Source organism: Psychrobacillus glaciei, from assembly GCF_008973485.1.
GTDB classification, from domain to species: domain Bacteria; phylum Bacillota; class Bacilli; order Bacillales_A; family Planococcaceae; genus Psychrobacillus; species Psychrobacillus glaciei.
Map to the genome: position 1 here is coordinate 405,918 of NZ_CP031223.1, position 25,623 is coordinate 431,540.

At 36.9% G+C, this 25,623-nt stretch carries 22 protein-coding genes; 8 read left to right on the plus strand and 14 right to left on the minus strand.

The window, feature by feature from the left end; translation table 11 throughout:
• Positions 1-116: 116 nt before the first annotated feature.
• Positions 117-2,288: a YhgE/Pip domain-containing protein gene (locus PB01_RS02000; protein WP_151698620.1), complete on the minus strand. Its 2,172-nt coding sequence runs from the start codon at positions 2,286-2,288 to the stop codon at positions 117-119.
• 185 nt (positions 2,289-2,473) lie between these two features.
• On the opposite strand from PB01_RS02000, the gene PB01_RS02005 reads away from it, so the two are divergent.
• Positions 2,474-3,034, plus strand: coding sequence for a hypothetical protein (locus PB01_RS02005; protein WP_151698621.1), 561 nt, complete (start codon positions 2,474-2,476; stop codon positions 3,032-3,034).
• Between the two features lie 57 nt (positions 3,035-3,091).
• On the opposite strand, the gene PB01_RS02010 is transcribed toward PB01_RS02005, so the two are convergent.
• Entirely contained in the window at positions 3,092-3,313 is a 222-nt protein-coding gene (locus PB01_RS02010) for a small, acid-soluble spore protein tlp (protein WP_151698622.1), read from the minus strand.
• A 159-nt stretch (positions 3,314-3,472) separates the two neighbouring features.
• Here PB01_RS02010 and PB01_RS21190 point away from each other — a divergent pair, with 159 nt between their 5' ends.
• Positions 3,473-3,622, plus strand: a complete 150-nt coding sequence (locus tag PB01_RS21190; protein ID WP_225986141.1) for a hypothetical protein — start codon at positions 3,473-3,475, stop codon at positions 3,620-3,622.
• An 870-nt stretch (positions 3,623-4,492) separates the two neighbouring features.
• Here PB01_RS21190 and PB01_RS02020 read toward each other — a convergent pair.
• The 5 genes from PB01_RS02020 to PB01_RS02040 all read right to left on the minus strand — a co-directional run bounded on the left by PB01_RS02020 (position 4,493) and on the right by PB01_RS02040 (position 9,611).
• Positions 4,493-4,861, minus strand: a complete 369-nt coding sequence (locus PB01_RS02020) for a hypothetical protein (protein ID WP_151698623.1) — start codon at positions 4,859-4,861, stop codon at positions 4,493-4,495.
• A 107-nt stretch (positions 4,862-4,968) separates the two neighbouring features.
• Entirely contained in the window at positions 4,969-6,840 is a 1,872-nt protein-coding gene (locus tag PB01_RS02025; RefSeq protein ID WP_151698624.1) for an ABC transporter ATP-binding protein, read from the minus strand.
• Positions 6,837-8,561: an ABC transporter ATP-binding protein gene (locus tag PB01_RS02030; protein ID WP_151698625.1), complete on the minus strand. Its 1,725-nt coding sequence runs from the start codon at positions 8,559-8,561 to the stop codon at positions 6,837-6,839. The genes PB01_RS02025 and PB01_RS02030 overlap by 4 nt, the downstream gene beginning before the upstream one ends.
• On the minus strand, positions 8,554-8,964 hold the full coding sequence (locus PB01_RS02035) for a MarR family winged helix-turn-helix transcriptional regulator (protein ID WP_151698626.1): 411 nt from the start codon (positions 8,962-8,964) through the stop codon (positions 8,554-8,556). The genes PB01_RS02030 and PB01_RS02035 overlap by 8 nt, the downstream gene beginning before the upstream one ends.
• Positions 8,965-9,308: 344 nt before the next feature.
• A complete protein-coding gene (locus PB01_RS02040; protein ID WP_151698627.1) occupies positions 9,309-9,611 on the minus strand; it encodes a YunC family protein in 303 nt (100 codons plus the stop codon).
• 136 nt (positions 9,612-9,747) lie between these two features.
• Here PB01_RS02040 and cax point away from each other — a divergent pair, with 136 nt between their 5' ends.
• From cax to PB01_RS02060, 4 genes are all read left to right on the plus strand, one after another.
• The gene (cax, locus tag PB01_RS02045) at positions 9,748-10,803 is read left to right on the plus strand and encodes a calcium/proton exchanger (protein WP_151698628.1); all 1,056 of its coding nucleotides are present in this window, start codon (positions 9,748-9,750) and stop codon (positions 10,801-10,803) included.
• Between the two features lie 462 nt (positions 10,804-11,265).
• On the plus strand, positions 11,266-13,308 hold the full coding sequence (locus PB01_RS02050; RefSeq protein WP_151698629.1) for a Na+/H+ antiporter: 2,043 nt from the start codon (positions 11,266-11,268) through the stop codon (positions 13,306-13,308).
• A gap of 136 nt (positions 13,309-13,444) precedes the next feature.
• Positions 13,445-14,239: a VLRF1 family aeRF1-type release factor gene (locus PB01_RS02055; protein WP_151698630.1), complete on the plus strand. Its 795-nt coding sequence runs from the start codon at positions 13,445-13,447 to the stop codon at positions 14,237-14,239.
• Positions 14,240-14,400: 161 nt separating this feature from the next.
• The gene (locus PB01_RS02060) at positions 14,401-14,604 is read left to right on the plus strand and encodes an alpha/beta-type small acid-soluble spore protein (RefSeq protein ID WP_151698631.1); all 204 of its coding nucleotides are present in this window, start codon (positions 14,401-14,403) and stop codon (positions 14,602-14,604) included.
• A 541-nt stretch (positions 14,605-15,145) separates the two neighbouring features.
• Here PB01_RS02060 and PB01_RS02065 read toward each other — a convergent pair.
• The 7 genes from PB01_RS02065 to hutU form a co-directional block, all read right to left on the minus strand.
• Complete coding sequence (locus tag PB01_RS02065) at positions 15,146-15,436, minus strand: DUF2653 family protein (RefSeq protein WP_151698632.1); 291 nt, start codon at positions 15,434-15,436, stop codon at positions 15,146-15,148.
• A complete protein-coding gene (locus tag PB01_RS02070) occupies positions 15,424-15,873 on the minus strand; it encodes a hypothetical protein (RefSeq protein WP_151698633.1) in 450 nt (149 codons plus the stop codon). The genes PB01_RS02065 and PB01_RS02070 overlap by 13 nt, the downstream gene beginning before the upstream one ends.
• A 146-nt stretch (positions 15,874-16,019) precedes the next feature.
• Positions 16,020-16,160: a sporulation histidine kinase inhibitor Sda gene (gene sda, locus PB01_RS02075; protein ID WP_151698634.1), complete on the minus strand. Its 141-nt coding sequence runs from the start codon at positions 16,158-16,160 to the stop codon at positions 16,020-16,022.
• A 545-nt stretch (positions 16,161-16,705) separates the two neighbouring features.
• Entirely contained in the window at positions 16,706-17,041 is a 336-nt protein-coding gene (locus PB01_RS02080; RefSeq protein WP_151698635.1) for a L,D-transpeptidase, read from the minus strand.
• Positions 17,042-17,878: 837 nt separating this feature from the next.
• Positions 17,879-19,390: a histidine ammonia-lyase gene (hutH, locus tag PB01_RS02085; RefSeq protein WP_151698636.1), complete on the minus strand. Its 1,512-nt coding sequence runs from the start codon at positions 19,388-19,390 to the stop codon at positions 17,879-17,881.
• Between the two features lie 74 nt (positions 19,391-19,464).
• Positions 19,465-20,724, minus strand: a complete 1,260-nt coding sequence (hutI, locus tag PB01_RS02090) for an imidazolonepropionase (RefSeq protein ID WP_151698637.1) — start codon at positions 20,722-20,724, stop codon at positions 19,465-19,467.
• Between the two features lie 6 nt (positions 20,725-20,730).
• Complete coding sequence (hutU, locus tag PB01_RS02095; RefSeq protein ID WP_151698638.1) at positions 20,731-22,398, minus strand: urocanate hydratase; 1,668 nt, start codon at positions 22,396-22,398, stop codon at positions 20,731-20,733.
• A gap of 206 nt (positions 22,399-22,604) precedes the next feature.
• On the opposite strand from hutU, the gene PB01_RS02100 reads away from it, so the two are divergent.
• Together PB01_RS02100 and PB01_RS02105 are read left to right on the plus strand one after the other, a co-directional pair.
• Positions 22,605-23,495: a DUF4349 domain-containing protein gene (locus tag PB01_RS02100; protein WP_151698639.1), complete on the plus strand. Its 891-nt coding sequence runs from the start codon at positions 22,605-22,607 to the stop codon at positions 23,493-23,495.
• Between the two features lie 163 nt (positions 23,496-23,658).
• A complete protein-coding gene (locus PB01_RS02105) occupies positions 23,659-25,554 on the plus strand; it encodes a PrkA family serine protein kinase (protein WP_151698640.1) in 1,896 nt (631 codons plus the stop codon).
• Positions 25,555-25,623 lie beyond the last annotated feature (69 nt).

Consider the following 25,623-nt stretch of genomic DNA (forward strand, 5'->3'; position numbering starts at 1 on the left):
TTCGTCCTATCTTGTATGCGACATTTTATTATAATAGGTAAAGCTTTATCTGCCACAAGATTACCGAAAAAAATGTAGCTACTTATTGCTACCTATAAACTCTTTCGCAAAATGTATTAATGAAATAATCCTGATTCTTTCGATTTGTTTAACAAATCTCTTGTTTTATGGTTTACTTTCTCTTTTAGGAAAGTGGCAAACAATATAAACGCAAGTGCAGTTAGTATGAGAAATATAATATCTTGGATGACGCGTTGCCAAAGGATGCCGCCTACTGCTTCTCGCATTAAGCTAACAGCATAGGTGAAGGGTAGAGCTGGATTAATCCACTGAAAAAATTTTGGCAATAAAACAACTGGGTACGTTCCCCCTGACCCAGCAATCTGCAATACAAGCATAACTATTGCAAAAGCCTTTCCAACGTCACCAAATACAGAAACTAATGTATATACTATTGTCATGAAAACGAAGCTAATCAGAAACCCGAAGAGAACAAACCAGTAGGAATCCTTTACATCCACACCTAATAAAACAATATCCCCGATTGTTACGATCAATGCTTGGAGAAGACCAATTGCAGAGAAGGTAAATAATCTTCCGAAATAGACTTCACGCTCCCTTATTATTTTGTCGTGTTTAACGTCTGTAGCAAGCAGTGAGATAAGGAGTAAACAACCGACCCAAATGGCAAGGACTGTATAGAATGGGGTCATTCCAGTTCCGTAATTTGCAATAGGAAAGAGCTTATTTTCATTTAAAATGACAGGTTCTTCAAAAAAGCTACGTTCTGCTTCTGGATCATTACGAAGTAACTCAATAATTTCATTGATATTCGTTTCCCCTTGAACTTTCTTTATTCTTTCAGCTAACTCATTCACTTTATGGCTTATATAAGGATACTGAGATACTGCCAGATCTAAAGTCTTTTTTCCTTCTTTTATATGGTCGTCTGTATTTTTTAGAGTACGTTCGACTTTAGGTAATGTATCCTGGATACTTCTCAATGTTACGGTAGCATTTTGTAATGTATTTCTTGCATTATTTACTTCCGCAAGAATGGTTGGTTCGATTGAATCTTTGTATTCCTTTATAAATGCATCTAATTGAACGGAAGTGTTCTCTGCAACTTTTTGAAAGTCATTTAACATAGCTGACATTTGTTGTTCTTTGCCTATTACTTGTTCGTTTATTACTCCTGTATTGGTCTGAGCTTCTAATAATAGCTTCTTCAAATGAGCAGTTTTATTAATTGCTTCTGTCAATTTTTCTTGTTGGTTTAATATTAATGAAGATAGAGATTCTGCATGGTTTAAATTATTTAACCAATTTAGGTCTTCTTCGATAGAATGGACTGTTTGAATGGAGGAGGTCATCTTATTGTCGAGTTCCTTCTTTAACTTGTCCAACTCAGTAAAATTGGGTTTGATATTTTGTGTTGTTTGTAGCATTTCCTTCGACATCTTCAATACTTTTTCTAAGTCATTTTCGATAACTGGAGCCATAGTATTTAAACGATTTTGGGCTTTGGACAAGAAGGATAGGGCAGTTTCGATTGTTTCGATACCATTCGCAGTTATCTCTTTTGCTTGTGGCATAAGTGATTGTGCCTTGTGGATAATGGACTGGGCAGATGCAATATCGTCTTGGGTGCCAGTAAGTAACTCATGAATTGCGGGTAAATCTTTTTGCACTTTTATTACATACTCTTCAAAGTTCTTAATATCAGGCATATCTTTTTCGAGTTCAACACCTAGATTATTGAAAAGGTTGAAGATGATGCCATTAACGGTTGCTGTGAATTGGCTACTAACGTTCTCGACAATAACACTTGCCCCTTTTTCTGTTATCTTCGGCGCGATGGAATTAATTTTTTCATTCACATAGTATTCCATAGTTGCTTTTTCGGGATAATCCGATAGAACAGATGCTAGCTTTTCGGAAAAGTTTTTGGGAATGATAATGACTGCAAAAAAATCGCCGTACTCTACTTTTTCCATAGCTATTTTTCGAGATGTAAAAGACCATTCCATGTCTTGATTATTTTTCAAAGTGTTCACTAGTTCATTTCCTACGTTTAATTTATCTCCATGAACTTCTGCACCAGCGTCCTCATTAACAATAGCAACTGGTAGTTGATTAGTATGAGCATAAGGATCCCAAGAGGCATAAATATTAAGCCATGCATATAAAGAAGGTAGGAAAATTAAACCTCCAATAAGTACTGCGGCTACCCAATTTCGGCATATGTTTTGAATGTCAGTCCGGAATATATTCAAACTGTTTTTCATAAGATTCACCTCACTGTACAGATTGATGTTAAAGAATTATTTCACAGTATGCCCCAATGAATAGGGATTAACCGAAAGAATTTGAAAAAGGTTGAGTACCCAAATATTACCGTTTATAATAAAAAGAGTGACTTTTTATTTTTTTTAGAATGTTTAGTTTATATGGTTAAAAAGGGGGTTTGGATGTGCATAGAAGATATGATACAAGGCATATTTTTATGGCGATTGGGGCTTGTATTGCTTTTTTGTCACCAGTTTTTTTGATAATAATACCTTTAGTTGTTGTTAATACACTGTATGATAAGAGAGATATCTGGATTACGTATGTTCCTGGAGCGAATTATGCGGCATTTGGTGTTGGGGTGTTTTTCCTTATTCTTGCGTGCGCGTTGTTATGGTTATTTGATGTGCGGAAGTGGACAGTTAGTGCTGGAATTCTCTGTTTGATTCTTTGTGGGTTTACTTTTTATGTTGCTTCCTTATCTTATGTGACTTTATCAGACGAAGAGATTTCTTACCGGAAGCTTTTCTCCAAGGAAAAGCAGATATATGATTGGAGGGAACTCGATGAGTTACTTTATTATGAGAAGTTCGAGGAGGACAAAGAATTGTCTCATTATGAGTTTCATTTTAAAGATGGGCAAGTATTGACTATAAAGCAAAATAGCTTTGTTGCCGGAATCCAAGGAAGTATAAGTTCGAAAGTAAGGGGATTGGGGATACCTCTTGAATATGTGGAAGACTAAGTTATATGAAATATTAGCCCGGTAATTTAAGGATTACTGGGCTAATATTTCTTTCATTTAAATGTAACCGTTAATGCTTGACTTTGCCTCGGCATTTACTTCATTTTTCAAAACCTCTATACTCTCTTTGCGTCGTTCATTCTTTTCCTTAATAGTAGCAAGTTCTTTTCCCTCTGCAAATTCCGTTGCTGCTTCTGCTGCTTCCATATTATTAATTGTTTTCTTTAGCCTTTCTTTATTAGTCGCTAAATCATTCGGTCTTTGGCTAGTATTGGGCATTCTTTTTCCTCCTTCATTTTAAAAAATCTTGCAAGAGGTAGTGTTCCCAAACTCATAAGAACTATAAGGTACACACGAATGAATATAGACGGTGTGATATTACCATATTAAATTTGATATGGTATTAAGGAGGAATTTGATAAGGTAGATCACACACAAATGAGTTGTAAAGTAGATAATGTTATTGCTCAATTACACAACTCCGTGGATAATGTTATATTTGCTGTAGGTCAAGCTCTAACAAATCTCACGGAGCAGTTTATTCAATATGCACAGAACATGATTGAACGTGCAGAGCGATCGGTTTAATGGCAATCCAAGCAAGAGGGAATTTGGAACCTATTATGTCACTTCATGAGCAGTTAAATGAAGACAAGGAGAAATTAAACAGAATGCATTAGGTAAAATAATATAAACTATCTACATTATCTATCGTTCGATGCCCTACTAAGATTCGTTTATAAATAAGTCTACTACATAGTGTGAATATTCTTTTACAGAAAGTATATAAGTTTTTATGCTATGAACAGGTTGATTTTCGTTGCAGGCGGATGCTTTCAGATTGGCGGTTCGTGAACCTTCTCGCTTCGCTGTGAGGTCTCTTTACAAATTCCATTAATCTAACGGTAATAGTGTAGCCGATGTTTCGTCCAAAACACTTAGGAAATAGTGAAGACCATATGCACTAAAAGGACGCATGCTTTTTTCTTGAAAGATAAGAAAGTATATGAATCTTGGATGCTAGTAATCCCGTAATAGTAAGGATTCATAGTATAATTTTAAGGGTTTGATCTTGATTTTTTTTAGTTTTACCGTCCACAGTTTACATGAATCAGTAGGCAGATAATCAAAGTTGGTGGAACCTGAAAAATAGATAGCATCCATTGATAAATAAGCGGTGAGCGGACGAAATTGCATCTTCGTCCGCTTTTAAAAGAGTAGGAAAGCATCTAGTCTCTCATTAAACAAAACTAGTGCACTGTGTCTCTACAAATTTCAAGAGGGCAAAGGACAAATATCCGTCACAAGGTTACCGAAAAGAGAGGATCTGGAAGTAGCGCAGTCACTTCCAGATCCTCCATAAAAGTTTCCGTTAATAGTGTAGCTAATGTTTCGTCCAAAGCATCGGAAATTGGTAAAGACAAGATGCCCTAAAAGGACGCTTGCGTTTTTATACGATTAATAAACTTCCATTTCATTCAGAGTAGTATTTAAATCTGTTTCTAATATTTTTTCAGTTGCCTCATCTATTAGGTGTTGAATAAACGCTTCTTCATCGAAATCTTCTGGATCTACTTCATACCTGTCTAGTGCAATCTGGACGTTTTCTCTTATATCTGTTCTAGTTTCTATTAAATCTTTAAAAAAGAATGCCCATCTTGTTTCTTCAAATAACGTTCCACTTATATGAATGATATAAGATGAAATCATAGAGGAAGGTACCGAGTACGTATTCTTTATACAGACAATTGTTTCATCATTATTTGCTTTAAAAATCATCTCACTATATCCAATATCAAAATGCTGTTTAAATTCTACTTTATTCAAAAAACATCCCTCCAAACCGAATCTACTTCTTCTTAGTATATAAATAGAAAGGAGGGTTTATACCCATCAAAAAAGAGAGCCAGATTGTTGGCTCTCTTTTCTAAAACTTAAATGGCAGTTTTTGTTGAAAACTGGCTGTTATATAGATCAGCGTAGAATCCATTTTCTTCAATGAGTTCAATATGTGTTCCTTGTTCAATTACTTTTCCTTGATTCATGACTAATATTAAATCAGCATCTCTTATTGTAGATAGACGATGGGCGATGACGAAACTTGTTCGTCCTTCCATTAAACGGTTCATCGCTTGTTGGATAAGCAATTCCGTACGAGTGTCTACACTAGAAGTCGCTTCATCTAAAATCATAATCGGTGGATTAGCAAGAATAGCTCTAGCAATCGTGATAAGTTGTTTTTGTCCTTGTGAAATATTGGATGCTTCTTCATTTAAAATGGTATCATAGCCATCCGGTAAAGTGCGGATAAAATGATCGGCACGCGCCGTTTTGGCTGCATCGAAAATTTCTTCATCCGTCGCTCCATCTTTTCCAAATGCAATATTGTCTTTAATAGTTCCATTAAATAACCATGTATCTTGAAGAACCATACCAAATGTTGTCCGTAGATCAGTACGCGACATTTTTCGAGTGTCGTGACCATCAATCATTATTTTCCCATCATTTAGCTCATAAAATCTCATCAATAAATTAATCAAGGTTGTTTTCCCAGCACCAGTTGGTCCTACAATTGCTACCGTTTGACCTGGTAATACATTGATATTCATATTTTCAATTAATAATTCTTCTCCATAACCAAAGTCAACTTGTTCAAATGTCACGGCACCTTCTGCACTTGATAAGTGTTCAGTCGTTACTTCTCTTTCTTCTTCTGTCTCATCAAGTAATTCAAAGACACGTTCTGCTGCTGCGACTGTTGATTGGATAATGTTGGCGATATTGGCCGTTTGCATAACGGGTTGAGTAAACTGACGAGTATACGTAATGAATGCTTGAATATCACCGATCGAAATGGCACGTTGTGTAACTAATAATCCTCCGACGACGCTTATTACGACATAGCTCAAGTTTCCGATGAAGGACATCATAGGCATAATAATACCGGAGATAAATTGCGCTCTACGTCCGGCATCATACAATTTCTCATTCACTTCATCAAACTCAGCGACCGCTTTTTTCTCATGTCCAAATACTTTTACTACTTGATGTCCTGTATACATTTCTTCGATGTGTCCATTTAACTGACCGAGTGTTCGTTGTTGGTCAGCAAAATGTTTTTGTGATCTTTTCAATATGGGCTGGATCACAAACATTGATAATGGCAAACTAACGATAGAAATTAATGTAAGAATTGGGCTAATCGTTAACATCATCACAATAATACCGACAATTGTAACAACCGAGGTGATAAATTGCGTTAAACTTTGTTGAAGTGTGCTTCCAATGGTATCGATGTCATTTGTTACGCGACTTAATGTCTCACCGTTAGGTCGACCATCATAATACTTAAGTGGAAGTTTTTCTAGTTTGTTGTTTACTTCTTCACGTAAATCATAGACTGTTTTTTGTGCAACACTGGACATAATGTATTGCTGAATATAGCTAAACAAACTACTGATCACATATAAAGCTGTTAACAGAAGAAGAAGTCTTCCAATTGCAGTAAAATCGATTGTTGCACCAGGTACTCCGGTCATTTTTGCGTATGCACCTGTAAACAATTCAGTAATCGCATTCCCCATAATTTTCGGTCCCACAATAGAAAAAACAGTACTTAAGATAGCTGCGATGACCACTGCAATTAATTGATTGCGACGGGGTTTTAAATAAGTAAGGAGACGTTTTAATGTTCCTTTAAAATTCTTAGCCTTTTGCCCACCCATCATCATGTTTCCGCCACCGGGTCCTCCACCAGGTCCCATTGGACGTCCGCCTTGAGTGTGCGACTTTGTTTGCTTGCTCATGCGATTTCCTCCTCTGAAAGCTGCGATTCAACGATTTCTCGGTATACACGATTATTTTCAAGAAGTTCTTTATGTGTACCAATTCCTGCAATTTCGCCTTTATCTAGTACGATGATTTGATCGGCATCGACTACAGAACTCACGCGCTGTGCAACGATCACTACTGTTGAATTTTTTGTTTCGTCTTTCAGTGCAGCTCTTAATTTGGCATCTGTTTTAAAATCGAGCGCAGAGAAGCTATCATCAAAGATGTAAATATCAGGTTTTCGGATAAGAGCTCTTGCAATTGATAAGCGTTGTTTTTGTCCACCAGATACATTCGAACCACCTTGTGCAATGACGGAATCGAATCCTTCGTCCATTCTACTGATAAAGTCTTCCGCTTGCGCAATTCGAGCAGCATGTTCAATCTCTTCCTGTGTAGCATCTTGTTTTCCAAAGCGAATGTTTTCTTTTATTGTTCCTGAAAACAATAGTGCTTTTTGGGGTACAAAGCCAATCTTAGAACGCACTTCATCTTGAGAAGATTCCCGAACATCTACGCCGTTTACCCGAATTGTCCCGCTTATTACATCGTAAAAACGTGGTATCAAGTTGACGAGTGTCGATTTACCGGCACCTGTTCCTCCGATAATCGCCGTAATTTCACCCGATTTCGCTTGGAAGTTAATATTTGATAAAGCAGGCTCTTCTGCTCCTGGATAGCTAAAAGTTACATGATCAAATTCAAGCGTACCTCGTTCTTTGTTCGCTTTTTTTGATCCCTCATTTAACGATGTTGGTATTTTGTTGAGTACTTCATTGATACGGTTTGCAGATACTGCGGCACGCGGAATCATAATGAACATCATAGAAGCCATTACAAGTGCGAACATTATTTGCATAACGTATTGTATAAATGCCATTAAATCACCAATTTGCATAGCGCCACCATCAATGCGAATCCCACCAAACCAAATAACTGCAACAACTGTTAAATTCATCACAAGCATCATGACTGGCATTAAAAAAGCCATTACTTTGTTTACTTTAATGGAAACATCTGTTAGTTCCTTGTTTGCATTTTGAAGTCGCAACTTCTCTTGTTTTTCATGATTGAATGCACGAATTACTCGAATACCAGTTAAGTTTTCTCGTAATACAAGATTTAAACGATCTAGTCGTTTTTGAACGATTTTAAAAAGGGGTACCCCTTTATAAAGTATTAATAACACAGCACCTATCAATACAGGCGTAGTAAGTACAAGAACCAAAGATAGTTTGGCATCTTTGGATACAGCCATAATTAGTCCGCCAACAAACATGATTGGTGCACTAATAACCATACGCAACATCATAATAACTACTTGCTGTACCTGTGTAATATCATTCGTCGTTCTCGTAATAAGGGATGCCGTACCAAACTCATCAAAGTCTTGTAGAGAAAATTGTTCTACATGTTTAAATACTTTGCGACGAATATCTTTCCCGAGACCCATTGCAGCTTTTGACGAATAAAAACTGGCAACGACTGATGCGATCGCTCCAAATGCGGCAACTAAAAGCATCAACCCACCTATCTTCCAAATATAAGGTGTATCCCCGACAACGACCCCTTTATCAATAATGTCTGCCATTAAAGTAGGTAAGTAAAGATCTGACATGGATTGAATAAAAACTAATCCAAAAACAGCTATAACAATCCACTTATAGAAGGACAAATTTTTTAGTAGTTTAATCATTCTGTGTGTTCTCCTTTGTACTAGTTTCTTTTTCTAAATAGTCGGCGATATAGTGAAGCGTAGCTTGGAATTCTTCATATTGTCTTTTAGGAAGTGTTTCTAAAACGGAATCAATTACTTGATGAAGTGTCCCTTTTTGTCGATTAATCTGTTCAAACAACATTTTCCCTGTTTCATTAAGTATTAGCTGCATTTCCCGGCGGTTGTCGGGAACCGGTTCTCGCTCAATCCATCCAGCTTGTACGAGTACATCAACCGACTGACTTAACGTACTCTTTGGAATTTGTACAATCTCTCCTAATTGCTTTTGTGTAATTTCCCTATGTGGGGCAATTGTCATAAGAAGCGAATATTGAGGTACGGTTAAATCATGTTCTAATGCAATTTTTTGAACAAATTGCATTTGTTGCCTACTTATACGTCGAAGTGAATGTAAAAATTCCGAAGATTTCGGATGGTATTTACTATTCAAGTTCACTTTTGTCACCTCATTCTATTTTAGAATAGTTCCGATTGGAACAGTTTTGAAACGGTAAGATAAATTTACTCCTCCTGTAAACAAGAGTCAAGTGAAAAGATGCAAATATGTCTTTAAACATTTTAAAAAGTCTAGGGACAAACATTCGCCACAAATAACTAAAAAAATGTAGCTGGAAGTGACGCAGTCACTTCCAGCTACACAGACTTTCCTAAGTAAATGTGTAACTGATGTTTAGTCCATGCATTTAAAGACCACTTACACTTTCCTTAAATCATTCTTAAAAGTGCTTCTCTTCCTATCATTCCTTTTGTAATTCCTAGTTCTTCTGCTTCATAAGTGACTGACTCTAGTGGTGCATCTAAAAGCTGCTGAATGGTTTTAACGCCTACTGCTCTACCTGCAATAACTTTACGATCTTTTAATTTTTCATTTAAAAGTGCTACGTCGAGTGCACCGCACATAATATAACCTTTATCATTTGATACTGTAAGCAAGTTTGTTTTTGGTAATTCAACCGAAATGGCTAAAAATGTAATACCTTCAATATAAATTGGTTGCATATTAATCATTTACAATTTCACTCCTTTTCTGTTCACTACAATTTATGTATATAGAAGGAAAAAAGTGTTTAGGTGATTTAATATGGTTTTTTAATATAGATAAGGGGAAGATAACGAAGAGATATACTTTTATAAAGAGGTGATTTTGGTGAATAAGTTTTTTGCCATTTTAGTTTTCGTTGGTGTTCCATTAGTTATTGTTGGAGCATTAATTAATTGGTCAGATATGCTTATGTTCTTCCTTAGCTGCGCTAGTATTATCGGGCTTTCTGGATATATAGGACGTGCAACGGAAAGTTTGGCAATTGTGAGTGGGCCAAGGGTAGGCGGATTATTAAATGCAACATTTGGAAACGCAGTAGAACTTATTATTTCTATATTCACATTAAAGGCGGGTATGGTTGGAATTGTACTTGCATCACTTACAGGTTCTGTTTTAGGAAATTTACTGCTTGTGCTGGGACTTTCTTTTTTTGCAGGTGGAATTAAGTTTAAAAGACAAAGGTTTAGTGTACATGCTGCTAGATACAATTCTGGTTTGCTTATATTCGCTGTTATTGTGGCGTTTGTTATTCCGGAAGTATTCTCTATTACCATGAGTTCTCAAAAAACATTGAGTTTGAGTATTGGTATTGCAATCGTCTTAATTGCACTTTATCTTGCTGGACTCTTTTTTAAATTAGTTACACATCGTGGTATTTTTGCTTCTACCGATCAACCGGAAGTAACTACAGAAGTACCAGAATGGACGAAAAAGAAGTCCATATTGATTTTACTTTTGGCAACTGTAGTAGTTGCTTTTGTGTCGGAACAATTGGTACATACATTTGAAATGCTTGGTACAAAGTTTGGTTGGACAGAGTTATTCATAGGAGTTATTATCGTAGCGATTGTTGGAAATGCGGCAGAGCACGTTTCTGCTATTACGATGGCGGTAAAAAACAAAATGGATGTATCTGTGGAAATTGCAGTTGGTTCAACATTGCAGGTGGCAATGTTTGTAGCACCTGTTCTTGTTCTTGTGTCGCTCTTTATGCCGAAATCGATGTCGCTCGTTTTTACTTTGCCAGAATTGGTTGCGATGATAACCGCTGCGCTTCTTGTGATTAATCTATCAAACGATGGTGAATCGAACTGGTTTGAAGGTCTGACACTATTTGCTGCATATTTGATTATGGGAATTGGTTTTTATCTCCTTTGATGAATGAGAAGTTTAGTATCTACTCTGTGGATACTGAGCTTTTTTAAGTTGTATAGATTGCAAATGATAAGCTAGTATGTAGGGAAATAGCTGTTGAAGTCCAAAACCACCTACGAAAAGGTAATATTAGAAAAAATCCAATCAAATTGAATGATTGATTCTATTACCGAAAATAAAGGAGTCGGAAGAAACCCAGCCGCTTTCCGCTCCTTTTAAACTCCATGGTATTAGTGTAGCTGTTGTTTAGTCTAAAGTACTTAGGAAATAGTAAAGAATAGTTGCACCTAAATGCAATAGATCTGGTTCAAAAGAAAAAATTCCTAATTTGCGATTAAGTATTTCAGATGGTGGGGTACTAGTCGATTAATTAATAGAAAAAAATATTAACTTCAAAGCTCGCTATTTGTAATTACAATATAATCCCTTTAGACTTAGAGAGATAGAAAAGAGAGGAGATACAAGATGGAGTTTTTTTTAACTATACTACTTTTACTAGCTATCATCGGGCTCTCTAATTTCATAAATCATTTTATGCCATACATACCGGTGCCGATTATTCAAATTGCACTGGCCGTTTTGCTTGCCGGACTTCCGTTAGGAATTCATGTGCCAATAGAGCCGGAGTTATTTTTCATTTTATTTATAGCTCCGTTATTATTTTATGATGGAAAAAATGTATCAAGGCATGAATTATGGAAATTACGAAAACCGATATTATTACTTGCACTTGGGTTGGTATTTTTAACTGTATTTGTTATAGGATACTTAATTCATTGGCTTATACCGTCAATTCCCTTATCAGCAGCTTTTGCATTAGCTGCAATCTTATCCCCTACGGATATTGTCGCAGTTGGGGCGATTTCTAGTCGAGTAAAAATGCCGAAAACAATTATGCATATACTAGAAGGCGAAGGACTTATGAATGATGCCTCAGGTTTAGTCGCGTTTAAATTTGCTGTGGCAGCTACTGTGACCGGTGTTTTTTCATTGGCTGGGGCTAGTTGGAGCTTTTTGGTTATCGCAATTGGAGGATTTGTAGGAGGAGCATTTTTAGCTTATCTTTTTATTCGACTGAAGATCTACATTCGACGTCTTGGCATGGAAGATGTAACACTTCATATGCTCATTCAACTTCTTACCCCCTTTGTTATCTTTTACGTTATCGAACATTTTCATCTTTCTGGAATATTATCTGTAGTAGCTGCAGGAATAGTTCATGCGATTTACCGAGATCGTGAACAATCTCCTTCGATGCAGTTACAAGTTGTCTCTAAAAGTACATGGACAATACTTATCTATATTTTGAATGGTTTAGTGTTTGTACTACTAGGATTACAAATACCGAGTGTTATGAATGAAATATTTGAAAGTCCTCTGTTTAATAATTTTGAAGTAATTAAGTTAATTTTGATCATTACGGCTGCCCTTTTATCCCTTCGTTTCCTATGGATATTTATATCGTGGTGGGGTGGATGGTTAACTAAACAACAACTTCCAAGGCCTACAATAAGGTTCATTTCTATTCTAACTATTTCTGGTGTTAGAGGAGCAGTTACATTGGCTGGTGCTTTTACAATTCCATATTTCTTAGCTGACGGGAATGCGTTTCCTGATCGAGCGTTAATTATTTTTATCGCAGCTGGAGTTATATTGGTCACATTAATAGTTGCTAGTGTATGCTTGCCCCTACTTGCTAGTTCAGAAAAAGGGAATACCGAAAATTTGAGAGAAGAAAAGGAAAAGATAGCAAAACTTCTAACGGTTGATGCCGCAATTAGGTCTATTCGAGAACTAATGAATGATGACAACCGTGGAGCAGCCGTGTCGATCATCTCCTCATACAATCAAATCCGAAATCGCCTCACGCATGAAAATAATGCAGACTCAGGGCGTTTAAAGGTAATGGAAAGCAAAATTCGAATGAAAGCTCTTGAAGCGGAAGCTAACTATATGGAGAAGTTGAAAGAAGAGGGAAAAGTTGATCGGGAAACTATTTATTTGATGAATGAACATATTGATCGGATGAGAGTGGCAGTGACAAACCGCATGCAGTATAGAGGTTTGTTCATTTGGACAATAATAAAAAGAAGTTTGTATAATCTATTTCAAATTTTTGTATTCAAAAATAAAGAACGTCTGACAAAACGCCTTGCAAAAAACAAAAAAATAATTCTACTAAAGGTAGACATGGCAAAAGCCGCGATTAACTATTTGAAAATACAGATGACAGCTGAAAATGAAGAGATTTACTTGTTAATTATTGGCGAGTACAATGAAATGATTATGAAATTTAAGTTAGCTAAAAAAGGATCAGGATCAGAGTCTAAGCAACATGCACAAATGAAAAGGGATATACAAGATAAAGCCTTTCAGGCGGAACGAGATGAAATTCAAAATCTTTTCGAAAATGGTGAAATTACTGCAGAAGTTACTAGAAAGCTTAGGAAACAAATTAATATAAGAGAAGCGTATTGGATGGAAGAAAATAGTTTACAGAAACATTAAAAAATGGAATATGAAAAATAGATTCATTAAGAAAAGTCAGCCAAATTTGTATTGGTTGATTTTTTTATTTTTAAAAAAGTCTATCCAATACATTCGGGGGAATGCTAAATAAGTACGAAGAAAAGGAGGTTATAGGATGACGATTAATAATGAACTTAAAGCATTAAAAGAGTATACGTCTAGCGATCGATGTGTGTTGAGTGTTTATTTAAATACGAATCCCGGTGATCCCGAGCAATTAAACGGAGGTTGGAAAATCCATTTGAAAAGCGGCTTAAAGCGTTTAGGTGAGTATTTAGAAGCCTCGGATGAAAAAGAAATTGAATCATTCCAGATTTTAAAGAAAAAAATAACTGATGAACTGTATGAGAAAAATCAAACGGAGCTACGTAAAGGTGTTGTCATTTTTGCTACTGCCAATGATGATTTGTGGTCCGTTCATTATGTGCAGGTTCCGGTAAAAACAAATTTCTACTGGGAAAACCATCCGGTAACTGAACAATTGGAGTATATGTATAAAGCATATCCAGAAGCAGGTATTATCATGCCAAGCTTTGGAGAAGTTCGTATATTGGATACGGCAATGGGATTTGTAAGAGATGATTTAACTTTCAAATACGATCCAATTTCCGAAGTTTGGGGAGAAAAGAAAAAAATAGATGCAAAAGGTAGACGTACAGTTGCGGGTAGTAAAAGTGAAGTTTTGGATCCGAGGTATAAGGTAAATACAAGTAGTTTCTTTAAAGGAATGAGTACGACTATAGAACAATTAAAGAAAAAGCGTGGTTGGAGAGAATTGCATGTGGCAGGCGAGGCTGAAATGGCAAACGCATTTGCCGATAGCTTAAGGGATCTTCCTTCGAGTTGCATTTATAAAAATTTGAATAGAAGTAAACCGAGCGAAGTAGTTCATCAAGTTCTTGAAAAATAAATGATTGTGATAGGTGCTGAGTGGGGTTACTGCTCAGTACTTATTTTAAATAATACTTTTTAGTATTCAATCATTTAACTCGCTGTAAAATTTCACCTTATAGTTTTTTTGTATAAATGATTCAAAATTGCACATTCTAATTTCACAAGGAGGTGAGAGACATGCCGAATAACAATCAACTAGTAGTACCAGGAGTTAGACAAGCACTTGACCAAATGAAATATGAAATTGCTCAAGAATTCGGTGTACAACTTGGAGGAGACGCTACAGCGCGTGCTAACGGTTCCGTTGGCGGAGAAATTACAAAGCGTTTAGTAGCTCAAGCCCAATCACAAATGAGTGGATATCAAAATACCCAAAAATAACATATCCGACCGGTGGCAAATTTGCCACCGGTTTTCTTCTTGAAAAATAAGAAAGTAATGAAATTTAGCACTGGAAATTCAGTATTCATGATGTTTTGTAATTCTTTCTACCTCGTATATCGCTTATTGGGAGTAGCTTAAATATAAGTGTCATCATAGCTTTTCATGTCTGTTGATTAGCCACTTTCTTATATAATAAATTTGTAAGGAAAACGTAAATTTTTCCATTTTCACTTGTATGTTTTTGATCCTCTTTGGACGAAATGATGGAGAACAAAAGACAAACGACAAACGACTACCACGCGATTACCGAAAAAAAATGCGGAGAGTTTTGACAAAGTCGCATCCCTCCGCATCCAGAAATCTCGGTAATGGTGTAGTGATCATTCATTCCAAAGCAATCCAAAAGCCGATAAGTAGAGAGTGTGTAGTGTTTTATCGCCAAATTAACTAGTATTAACGGGATACTTTTGGTTAATTACTACATGTCATAGCTTTTATAAAAAAACCGAGGATTCGCTCCTCGGCTTCGTATTATTTATTAATTAACTGCTGCAACAATGCCTTCTTCGTCGTCTAACAAAAGCTCAATTCCAGTAGAAATCGGGTCTATATTTAAAAATTCCTCCATGCTTAGACGAAGCGCTTTAATTAAATTAAACGTGTTCAGAACTTCTTTCTGTTCATTTAGATAAGCTTCAGCTGTAAACCCATTTTCATCATCATAAAGTAGTTCTACTTCTACGTCTTCAGGTTCGCATTGCAATTGACGTGAGATATAAACGCAAACGGCATTAATTATATTTTGCTCAGGAATAATCAGCTTCTCCATGAGTTAACTTCCTCTTTTTTCTTCTTATTATTAAAGATGCCAAATATTTTTCTGATGAGAACTACTATAAAAATAATCGCTGCTGCATTAATAGCGAAGCCTAGAAGCGATCCTAAAGCGCCCATACTTCCAAACATGCTGCCAAATAATAAACCGGCAATTCCCCCTACAAATAGGCCTCTCATTAACCCACCTGAAGTGAAGCTTCCTTTACTACTTGTTTTAGTAGTAGAATTATTTGTAGATGTTTTAGAATCTTGTTGTTTCTTTTGAATATTAGAATTATTGATCGTGTTATTTTTATTGGTGTTAAAGTTTCTTTTCCCTGACTTATAAGATTTAGCCTCGGCAGTCGTTGAATGATCGTTGAAAACAAAGCTTCCAACTGATGAAAATACAAGTGTTGCTGTAAGTAAAACTGCTACTAATTTTTTCATTTTATATACCCTCCGTATTAAATCTAATGAATAAGAGATTATTCTCTTATATAGAGTATATACGATACAAGGTTAAAATAGTTTCGCTTTATATTCGTCTTTTCTTGTATTTCAACTATTTATGGCTAAAATAAGTCTAAATATATTTAGAGTAGAATACATTGTTCGATAGAAAGAGATCGCCGGTGAATTTCATCTTTTAGTAAGGTAATAAAGTCCGGAGAAAGGTTTAACTCGATCGCTGTAACATAAGATTCAATTAACAATTCATCTGACATTTTACTCATCTGTAATTCACCTCCTACTTTCCTGAACGTAACATTATTGTTTGAAGCTCCAAAAATGAATTAATAGAATTATTAACTTACTCTAATCTATCAAATAGTTTCGTTTGGAACAACCGTTCTGTTATCCACAGGAAGTAGTGGATAACATGTGATTAACATGTTCATATGTTGATTAAATGCAGGTAGAGCACTCGGGATAATGTGCATAAAGTTATCCACATGAGTAGAGAAATGCAGAAATTGTCGAAACATTTTTTATTAAATTTTCTAAAAAGGAGTTTGCTCAATAGTTTATAGAATTTTCCACTGTCGAAATCAGCTTTCCTTTTCAAGTTATCTGTAGGATGATTGGAGTTTTCGTTTTATTATAAATATTATTTCATAAAATAGTTAGAAATATTCTGTGGTTATCCACAAAAGTAGTGGATAACCTGTTATTAACTTCATTTTATAGAGTGAAATTGTATTTAAAATGGACTTTTTGTTGTGTATAACTTTATCCACAAGTAGAAAATTTGCGGAATTTGTCGAAACTATTAGTCTTCTTATTTGTGGATATACACATTTGTACTAGTTGGAACGAAGGAGGAAAGCTCAAGAATATCATGGTTATGCATTCGAATACAGCCGTGAGAAACATTCTTGCCTATAGATGCTGGATTGTTGGTACCATGAATTCCGTAATGTGGTTTGGAAAGACCCATCCATAAAACACCAAAAGGTCCATCAGGGTTTAGTTCTTTGTTAATGATGATATAATTCCCTGTCGGAGTTGGAGTCAATACTTTTCCAATTGCTATTGGATACGTCTTCAAAAGTATACTGGCATCATACAGTTTAAGTTGAAAGGTATTTACCGAAATATCTATCCAAAGGGTCACGTTAACATCTCCTCATAATATTCTTTTCATATTTATATGAAAAGAGAGAGCTACATGACTACCGTTTATAGATGAAGCAAAAAACCTTGGTGATTACATAAAATAATTTAAAATTTTGTAGCATAGGACAATCAGGAGTATTCATATTCTTTAACAAATGACTTAAGGGGTGTTGCTAATGGCAAATAAGAAGTGTAAACAATGTAAAAAAAATAGTTCTGGATTATGTAAATGTGGTAAATAAAAAAACCGCCGAAATGGCGGTTTTTTTATTGGTTTTATTACAGAGGTGTTACTGGTGCCTGGCACCAGTAACACCTCTGTAATACCAGTAATGATTTTGTTAATTGAGGGAGGGAATGAAAAAGAGTCGTCTGCTCGTCGACTGGGAAGAGTTGGACAACTCTGTATTATAAGAGAATCTCTTTTTTAAAAAGATAGAAAAGCATAAATATAGCTTAGCTTTTGGATAAATACCGGACCCTGCGTCAATCACAATTTTTTGGTGGGAATTAAGTCTGACACAGGGTCGTTAGAGGATCGGTAGTACTAAAGAAAAATAGATAGTAGCCATTGATAAAGAAGCGCTGAGCGAACGAAACTGCATCTTCGTCCGCTTTTAAAAGAATAAGAAAGGATTTATTCTCTCATTAACCAAAACAAATGCATTATGTCTTTACATATTTCAAGAAGGCGACGGACAAACAGCCGCCCCAAGATTACCGAAAAAAATAGCTCGTGAAGTGACGCAGTCACTTCACGAGCTAAATTACTACGTTAATAGTGTAGCTGATGTTTCGTCCAAAGCACTCTAAAAATAGAGAAGACAAGGTGCACTTAAAGGGCGCTTGCGCTTTTCTTATCTGCAGTTTTTTCTTTTAAATACGTATTTAATTTCTCAATGTCTATACTAAAGATACGATCTTCTGTTATTGATGGGATAAATGCTCGCATTTCATGCCACTTCTCTGATAGAGCTGGTGCCATTAGGTCAATTCCACGATATTCTACACCTTGCATGGCACAAAGCGCTTCGATGGCAATTACACGACGTGCATTTTGCAGTATTTGATGGGCGTGTCTTGCACCAATTGTTCCCATACTGACGTGGTCTTCCTGATTGGCAGAAGAAGGTATCGAGTCAACAGATGCCGGATGTGCAAGTGTTTTATTTTCAGATACTAAGCTAGCTGCTGCATATTGTAAAATCATTGCACCTGATTGTAATCCAGGTTGCGGACTTAAAAAAGGTGGTAAACCTTCGTTTAATTGTGGATTTACTAATCGTTCGATTCTTCGCTCGGAAACGTTTGCTAGTTCAGCAATTCCAATTTTCAAGAAATCCATGGCAAAGGCAATTGGTTGACCATGGAAGTTTCCACCTGATATTATGAGCTCACCATCTTCCACAATAAGTGGGTTATCGGTTGCGGCGTTCATTTCGATTTCTAGCTTTTCTTTTACATAACCTAGTACTTGCCAGCTAGCTCCGTGAATTTGCGGAATACACCGTAATGAATAAGCATCCTGCACACGTTTTTCCCCTTGTTTTGTAACAAGTTTACTTCCTTCAACCCAACCTAGAATACGTTTTGCGACTGCTACTTGCTCTGGATATCCTCGAGCTTCATGAATAGCAGGATGAAATGCATCCGTTATCCCATGTAAAGCTTCCATGGTCATAGAAGCAATCCACTCGCTTTGGTAGGCTAGTGTTTCGGATTCTAACCAGTTCACGACACCCTGAGCTGTCATAGCTTGTGTACCATTAATAAGAGCGAGACCTTCTTTTGCTTCTAGAACAATTGGCTTTAAGTTATGACTTTCCCACACTTCTTGGGAAGAAATATGTTTTTCACCGTCCCATACAAGACCCTCTCCAATAAGAACCAAAGCTAAATGGGAGAGAGGAGCTAAGTCACCGGATGCGCCTAATGATCCTTGTTGTGGTATCACTGGGTGAATACGGTTATTAACCATGTACGCAAGTCTTTCAAGTACTTCAAGACGAATACCAGAAAATCCTTTTAACAATGCATTTAAACGCAAAACTACCATTGCACGTGACACGGTTTCTTCAAAAGGTTGACCGATTCCACATGCATGGGAACGAATAAGGTGGAGTTGCAGTGCATGAACATCCTCTTCCTCAATGCTCACATCGCTAAACTTTCCAAATCCGGTATTGATGCCGTAAACTGTTCGGCGTTCTTTCACAATGTTTTCCACTACTTTGCGGCTTTTTTCCACGGCTTTTATTGCGTTGCCTTCTAGCATAACTGTTTCATTTTGGTATAAGATGTCACGCATATCTTCCAGGGTTAGCCCATGTCCGTTTAAACAAATCATTTCTATTCACGTTCTTTCTTTTAAATTAATTGAATTCTTGTCAGCTATTTTATGAGATTTTTGAGTATTCCCTATTATCCAATCACTTTTGTCCCTTTTTTCCACACACATTTCACATGGTTGACGCCAAATAAATATTGTAGTTCCTGATAATTTCTCACATTCCAAAGAACAATATCTGCTTGCTTACCAACTTCTAAGGAACCAACTTTATCCTCCATTTGAATCGCACATGCCGCATTATAAGTGGCTGCACATAGGCTTTCGGCAGGAGTTAATCTCATCGAAATACAAGCTAAGTTCATCACAAGTGGCATAGATGTGGTTGGAGAAGAACCAGGATTGCAATCCGTAGAAATTGCAACAGGAACACCTGCATCAATCATCGCTCGTCCTCTAGCTGCTGTTTCCCTTAAATACAAAGCTGTCGCTGGCAATAAACATGCAATAACACCTTGCTCAGCCATAGCTTGAATACCTTCATCTGTTGCTTTTAATAAATGTTCTGCAGAAATGGCACCCACTTTTGCAGCAAGCTCTGCACCTTGATAAGGTTCTATTTCATCCGCATGTATTTTCGGAGTAAGTCCATACAATTTTCCTGCTTCTAAAATGCGTTCGGATTGTTCAGGAGTGAAAACACCAACTTCGCAAAAAACATCATTAAACTGCGCAAGTTTTTCTCGAGCAACGATAGGAAGCATTTCTTTAATAATCAAATCAACGTATTCTTCCTCATGACCTTTATATTCTGTTGGAACAGCGTGAGCGCCCATAAACGTAGGAACGATATCTATCGGATGTTCCGCTTGCAAACGTTTCATCACCCGGAGTTGTTTCAGTTCTGTTTCCAAATCTAAACCGTATCCGCTTTTTCCTTCCACGGTAGTAACACCATGGGCTAAAAAGGAATCTAATCTTCCTACACTTTGCTGAACTAGTTCATCTTCAGTTGCCTCGCGTGTCATTCGAGTCGTCGCATGAATTCCACCGCCGGCATTCATGATATCCATATATGTCGCGCCTTCTAGACGCATTTCAAACTCTCTCTCACGGCTTCCACCGAAAGCTAAATGTGTATGTGGGTCGACCAGTCCTGGTGTTACTAAATGTCCAGTAGCATCAATAACATCAGCTTCTGTTGCTCGATCTGCGTAATGTATTGCAAGTTCTGTGGTTGTTCCTATTGCTTGAATAACACCATCTTCAAGCCAAACACTGCCATCTTCAATAATCGCTAATTCACTCATGGCTTCCTTTACTCGAGGACCAGGAGATTTATATGCTAGTGTGACTAGCTGTGCTGCATGTTTAATCCAAAAGGGTTTTCCCATCGATCCTCAATCCTCCTGTTTCATCATTGGAATGTGGATGCCTTTGTCACGTGCTGTTTTTTCTGCAAGTTCATAACCAGCATCGAAATGGCGTACAACTCCCATTCCAGGGTCAGATGTAAGCACGCGTTCCAATCTTGCTTCCGCTTCTTTCGTCCCATCTGCTACTATTACCATTCCTGCATGAATGGAATAGCCCATTCCAACGCCACCACCATGATGAACAGAAACCCATGTTGCACCGCCAACAGCGTTAATCATGGCATTCAAAATCGGCCAATCTGCAACTGCATCAGAGCCGTCTTTCATTGCTTCTGTTTCACGGTTGGGAGATGCAACTGATCCAGAATCGAGATGATCACGACCAATCACGATTGGGGCACTTAATTCACCGGAAGCGACCATATCGTTAATGATTTTTCCGAAACGTGCACGTTCGCCATAACCTAACCAACAAATGCGAGAAGGAAGACCTTGAAATTGAATTTTTTCACGCGCCATTTTAATCCAGTTACATAAATGTGTGTTATAGCTGAACTCTCGTAAAATGACTTCATCTGTTTTGTAAATATCTTCTGGATCACCCGATAATGCTACCCAGCGGAAAGGTCCTTTTCCTTCACAGAACTGAGGGCGTATATAAGCGGGAACGAAACCAGGGAAGTCGAATGCACGTTCAAATCCTTCATCTTTGGCTACTTGACGAATATTATTTCCATAGTCAAATGTCACAGCTCCTTTATCCATCATGTCAACCATTGCACGAACATGCTGTGCCATCGAAGCTTTTGAGCATTTTACATATTCTTTTGGATCGCTGTTTCGTAGAATAGCTGCTTCTTCTAAAGACATAAGAGAAGGAACGTAACCGTTTAATGGATCGTGTGCGGATGTTTGATCTGTTAATACATCTGGAATAAAACCACGAGCAATCATTTCGGGAAGAATATCAGAAGCATTACCAACAAGACCAATGGATAAAGCCTTACCTTCTTGTTTTGCTTCCTCTGCTATTCGAATCGCTTCATCTAACGAATGAGTTTTAACATCTGTGTAACGTGTTTCGATTCGGCGATCAATACGTGTCTCATCGACATCGATACCGATACATACACCGCCGTTCATCGTTACTGCAAGTGGTTGAGCGGCCCCCATTCCTCCAAGACCTGCTGTAAGTGTAATGGTGTGTTTCAATGATCCATTAAAATGTTGCTTAGCTAACTCAGCGAACGTTTCATAAGTACCTTGCACAATTCCTTGAGAACCAATGTATATCCAACTACCCGCAGTCATTTGCCCGTACATCATTAACCCTTTTTTATCGAGTTCATGAAAATGTTCCCATGTAGCGTATGCAGGAACTAAGTTAGAGTTAGCAATCAGTACGCGAGGAGCATCAGCATGCGATTTGAATACAGCAACCGGCTTTCCAGATTGCACAAGTAATGTCTCATCGTTTTCTAGTTCTTTTAATGAGCGAACAATCGCGTCAAACGCATCCCAGTTACGTGCCGCTTTTCCAATACCTCCGTATACGACTAGTTCATCTGGATGTTCTGCAACCTCAGCGTCCAAGTTATTCATTAACATTCTAAGAGCAGCTTCTTGAAGCCAGCCCTTCGTATTCAATTCTGTTCCTCGATAACGTATAACTTTCTCACTTGCTTTCCCCATGTAAATCCCTCCTCTAATTTCTTATCTCTATTCTATCGAAATATTCCAAGAAATTAAGTGTTTTTGTGAAAAAAGTAAAAATTTCTCATATGCTAATTAAGTACCTCGTTAGCGTAGTAGAGTGATAGAAAATGAATTTTCAATTATTTTTGTAACTCTTATATCATTTAGCCGTCTATTTATGCAAAGACAGGGGGCAATTGGAAATGAAAAAACTAATTTTCTATTTACTTCTTATCAGTTTTTTAAGTTTAGTTACAGCTTGTAGTGATAATAAAGATATGGAAAAGGAATACAAAAAAGAGGAAGCAAACGACTCTGCAAGCTATTCGGCGGAAGAATTGAAAAGTATGGCAAATGTAGCTGAAGGGAAAATTGAAGAAGCTCCATCAGAAGTGACTATTGAACGTATGATCATTCACAAAGCGATTATAAGTACGAATGTGAAAAATCTAGCGAATGCACAATACAATATTGAACAGAAAGTTAAGAAATATGGCGGCTATATTGTGGAGTCAAATGTGTTCCAGATAGACGATCAGACGAGTAGTGGCAATATGATTGTACGAATTCCAGAAAAGCATTTTGACACATTTTTATCCGATACGGAAGAAGTAGCTTCCAAAGTGCTAGAACGCAATGTAACCGGGCAAGACGTAACGGAGCAATACGTAGATTTAACCTCCCGTATCAAATCGAAACGAGTAGTAGAGGAACGTTTGCTAGAATTTATGAAAAAGGCGGAAAAAACGGAAGATCTATTAAAAATTTCTTCCGATCTAGCATCGGTACAAGAGGAGATAGAAGTTATAGTAGGTAAGATAAAATACCTTGAAAACCAAACTTCCTTTTCCACAGTAGAGCTGACAATGTATGAAAATCGCGTAATCATACCTGAGATAGACAATAAAGACTTAAATACCTTGGACAAAACAAAGAAACAATTTGTAACAAGTACAAATGCACTTTTGGCTGCGGGCTCTGGAGTAATTGTGTTTCTTATCGGGAATTTACCGGTTTTTCTCTTTTTAGGTGTAATTGCCTTTGTTGTGTATTGGATTTTTAAAAGAAGAAGAGTTGTAAATAAGAAGGAGTAGTATTTTACAATAAATAGTAACGTTGAGACTGATTTTAATTAAAATAGAACTCCCAACAAAAATAAATACTCTCAGATTGTGCTCGATTCCTAAAGATAATAGGTATCATAAATTCTATCCTTTCATACTATGTATAAACAACGCCCCTGAATGGAGGGAAAAGATGGATATTTTGAACAAGGTCAAGAGCTACCGTGAAGAAGAGAATAAACTGAAATGGGAAGGCACGTTCGAAGAGTATTTAGGCATTGTGAAAGATAGACCAGAAGTTGCCCAAACGGCACACTCGCGTGTTTATAATATGATTAATAGTTCAGGATTAACGGAAAGAGATGGTCTGAAAATGTACCATTTCTTCGGGAATGAAATTTTTGGACTGGAAACGGCGATAGAACGACTTGTGCAAGAATATTTTCATCCAGCTGCCAAAAGACTAGACGTTCGGAAGCGAATTCTTTTACTAATGGGACCAGTAAGTGGAGGGAAATCCTCCATTGTGACGTTGTTAAAGCGAGGTCTTGAGCAATATTCGCGGACAGATGAAGGAGCAGTTTATGCTATCAAAGGTTGTCCAATGCACGAAGATCCTTTGCATTTAATTCCACAACATTTGCGTGAAGACTTTACAGAAGAATATGGAATTCGAATTGAAGGTAGTTTATCTCCACTCAATTCGATGCGACTTGAAAAGGAATACGAAGGTCGAATAGAACATGTTATAATCGAACGAATTTTTTTCTCAGAGGATAAACGAGTTGGAATTGGGACTTTCACACCGTCTGATCCTAAGTCACAAGATATTGCTGACTTAACAGGTAGTATAGATTTTTCCACGATTGCTGAATTTGGTTCGGAATCGGATCCGCGTGCATATCGTTTTGATGGTGAATTAAATAAAGCAAATCGTGGAATCATGGAATTTCAAGAAATGCTTAAATTAGATGAAAAATTTCTTTGGCATTTATTATCCCTGACACAAGAAGGGAATTTTAAAGCAGGTAGATTTGCTTTAATTAGTGCGGACGAATTGATCGTAGCGCATACGAACGAAACAGAGTACAGATCCTTTATTTCCAATAAAAAGAACGAAGCATTACATTCGCGAATTATTGTCATGCCAATTCCTTACAACCTAAAAGTGAGTCAAGAAGAGCGTATATATGAAAAAATGATTAAAGAAAGTGATATGACGCATGTTCATATTGCACCGCATGCACTAAGAGCAGCTGCTATCTTCTCCATTTTGACAAGGCTAGAAGTTCCGAAAAAACAAGGTATTGATATTGTGAAGAAAATGCGCCTATATGACGGGGAAAGCGTAGAAGGGTTTAACGAAATTGACGTGGAAGAATTGAAAAAGGAATCTCAAAACGAAGGAATGAATGGAATTGATCCTCGTTATGTCATCAATCGAATTTCTTCCGCTATCATTCGTAAGGAAGTGCCGTCTATTAATGCATTGGACGTTTTACGCGCACTGAAGGAAGGGCTTGATCAGCACGCATCTATTTCGACAGAAGACCGCGAAAAATATATGAATTATATTGCCATTGCTCGAAAAGAATACGATGAAATAGCGAAGAAGGAAGTTCAAAAAGCATTTGTCTATTCCTATGAAGAATCAGCAATATCATTAATGAATAACTACTTGGATAATGTAGAGGCATATTGCAATAAAAACAAAATGCGAGACCCGCTTACTGGGGAAGAAATGAATCCAGATGAAAAACTGATGCGCTCTATTGAAGAACAAATAGGTATATCCGAAAATGCTAAGAAAGCATTTCGAGAGGAAATCCTTATTCGTCTTTCAGCTTACGCTAGAAAAGGGAAGCGATTTGAATATAATTCGCATGAGCGATTACGTGAAGCAATACAAAAGAAACTTTTCGCAGATTTAAAAGATGTTGTTAAAATTACGACTTCTTCCAAAACACCAGATGAAGCACATCTTAAAAAGGTGAATGAGGTAGTTGCTCGACTAATAGATGAACATGGATATAATTCCACATCCGCAAATGAATTGCTGCGATATGTGGGAAGTTTACTCAATCGATAAGGAAGAAAAACAAGACTGATAGCTATATATTAGTCTTGTTTTTTTTATATACATTGGCAATAACTTTGT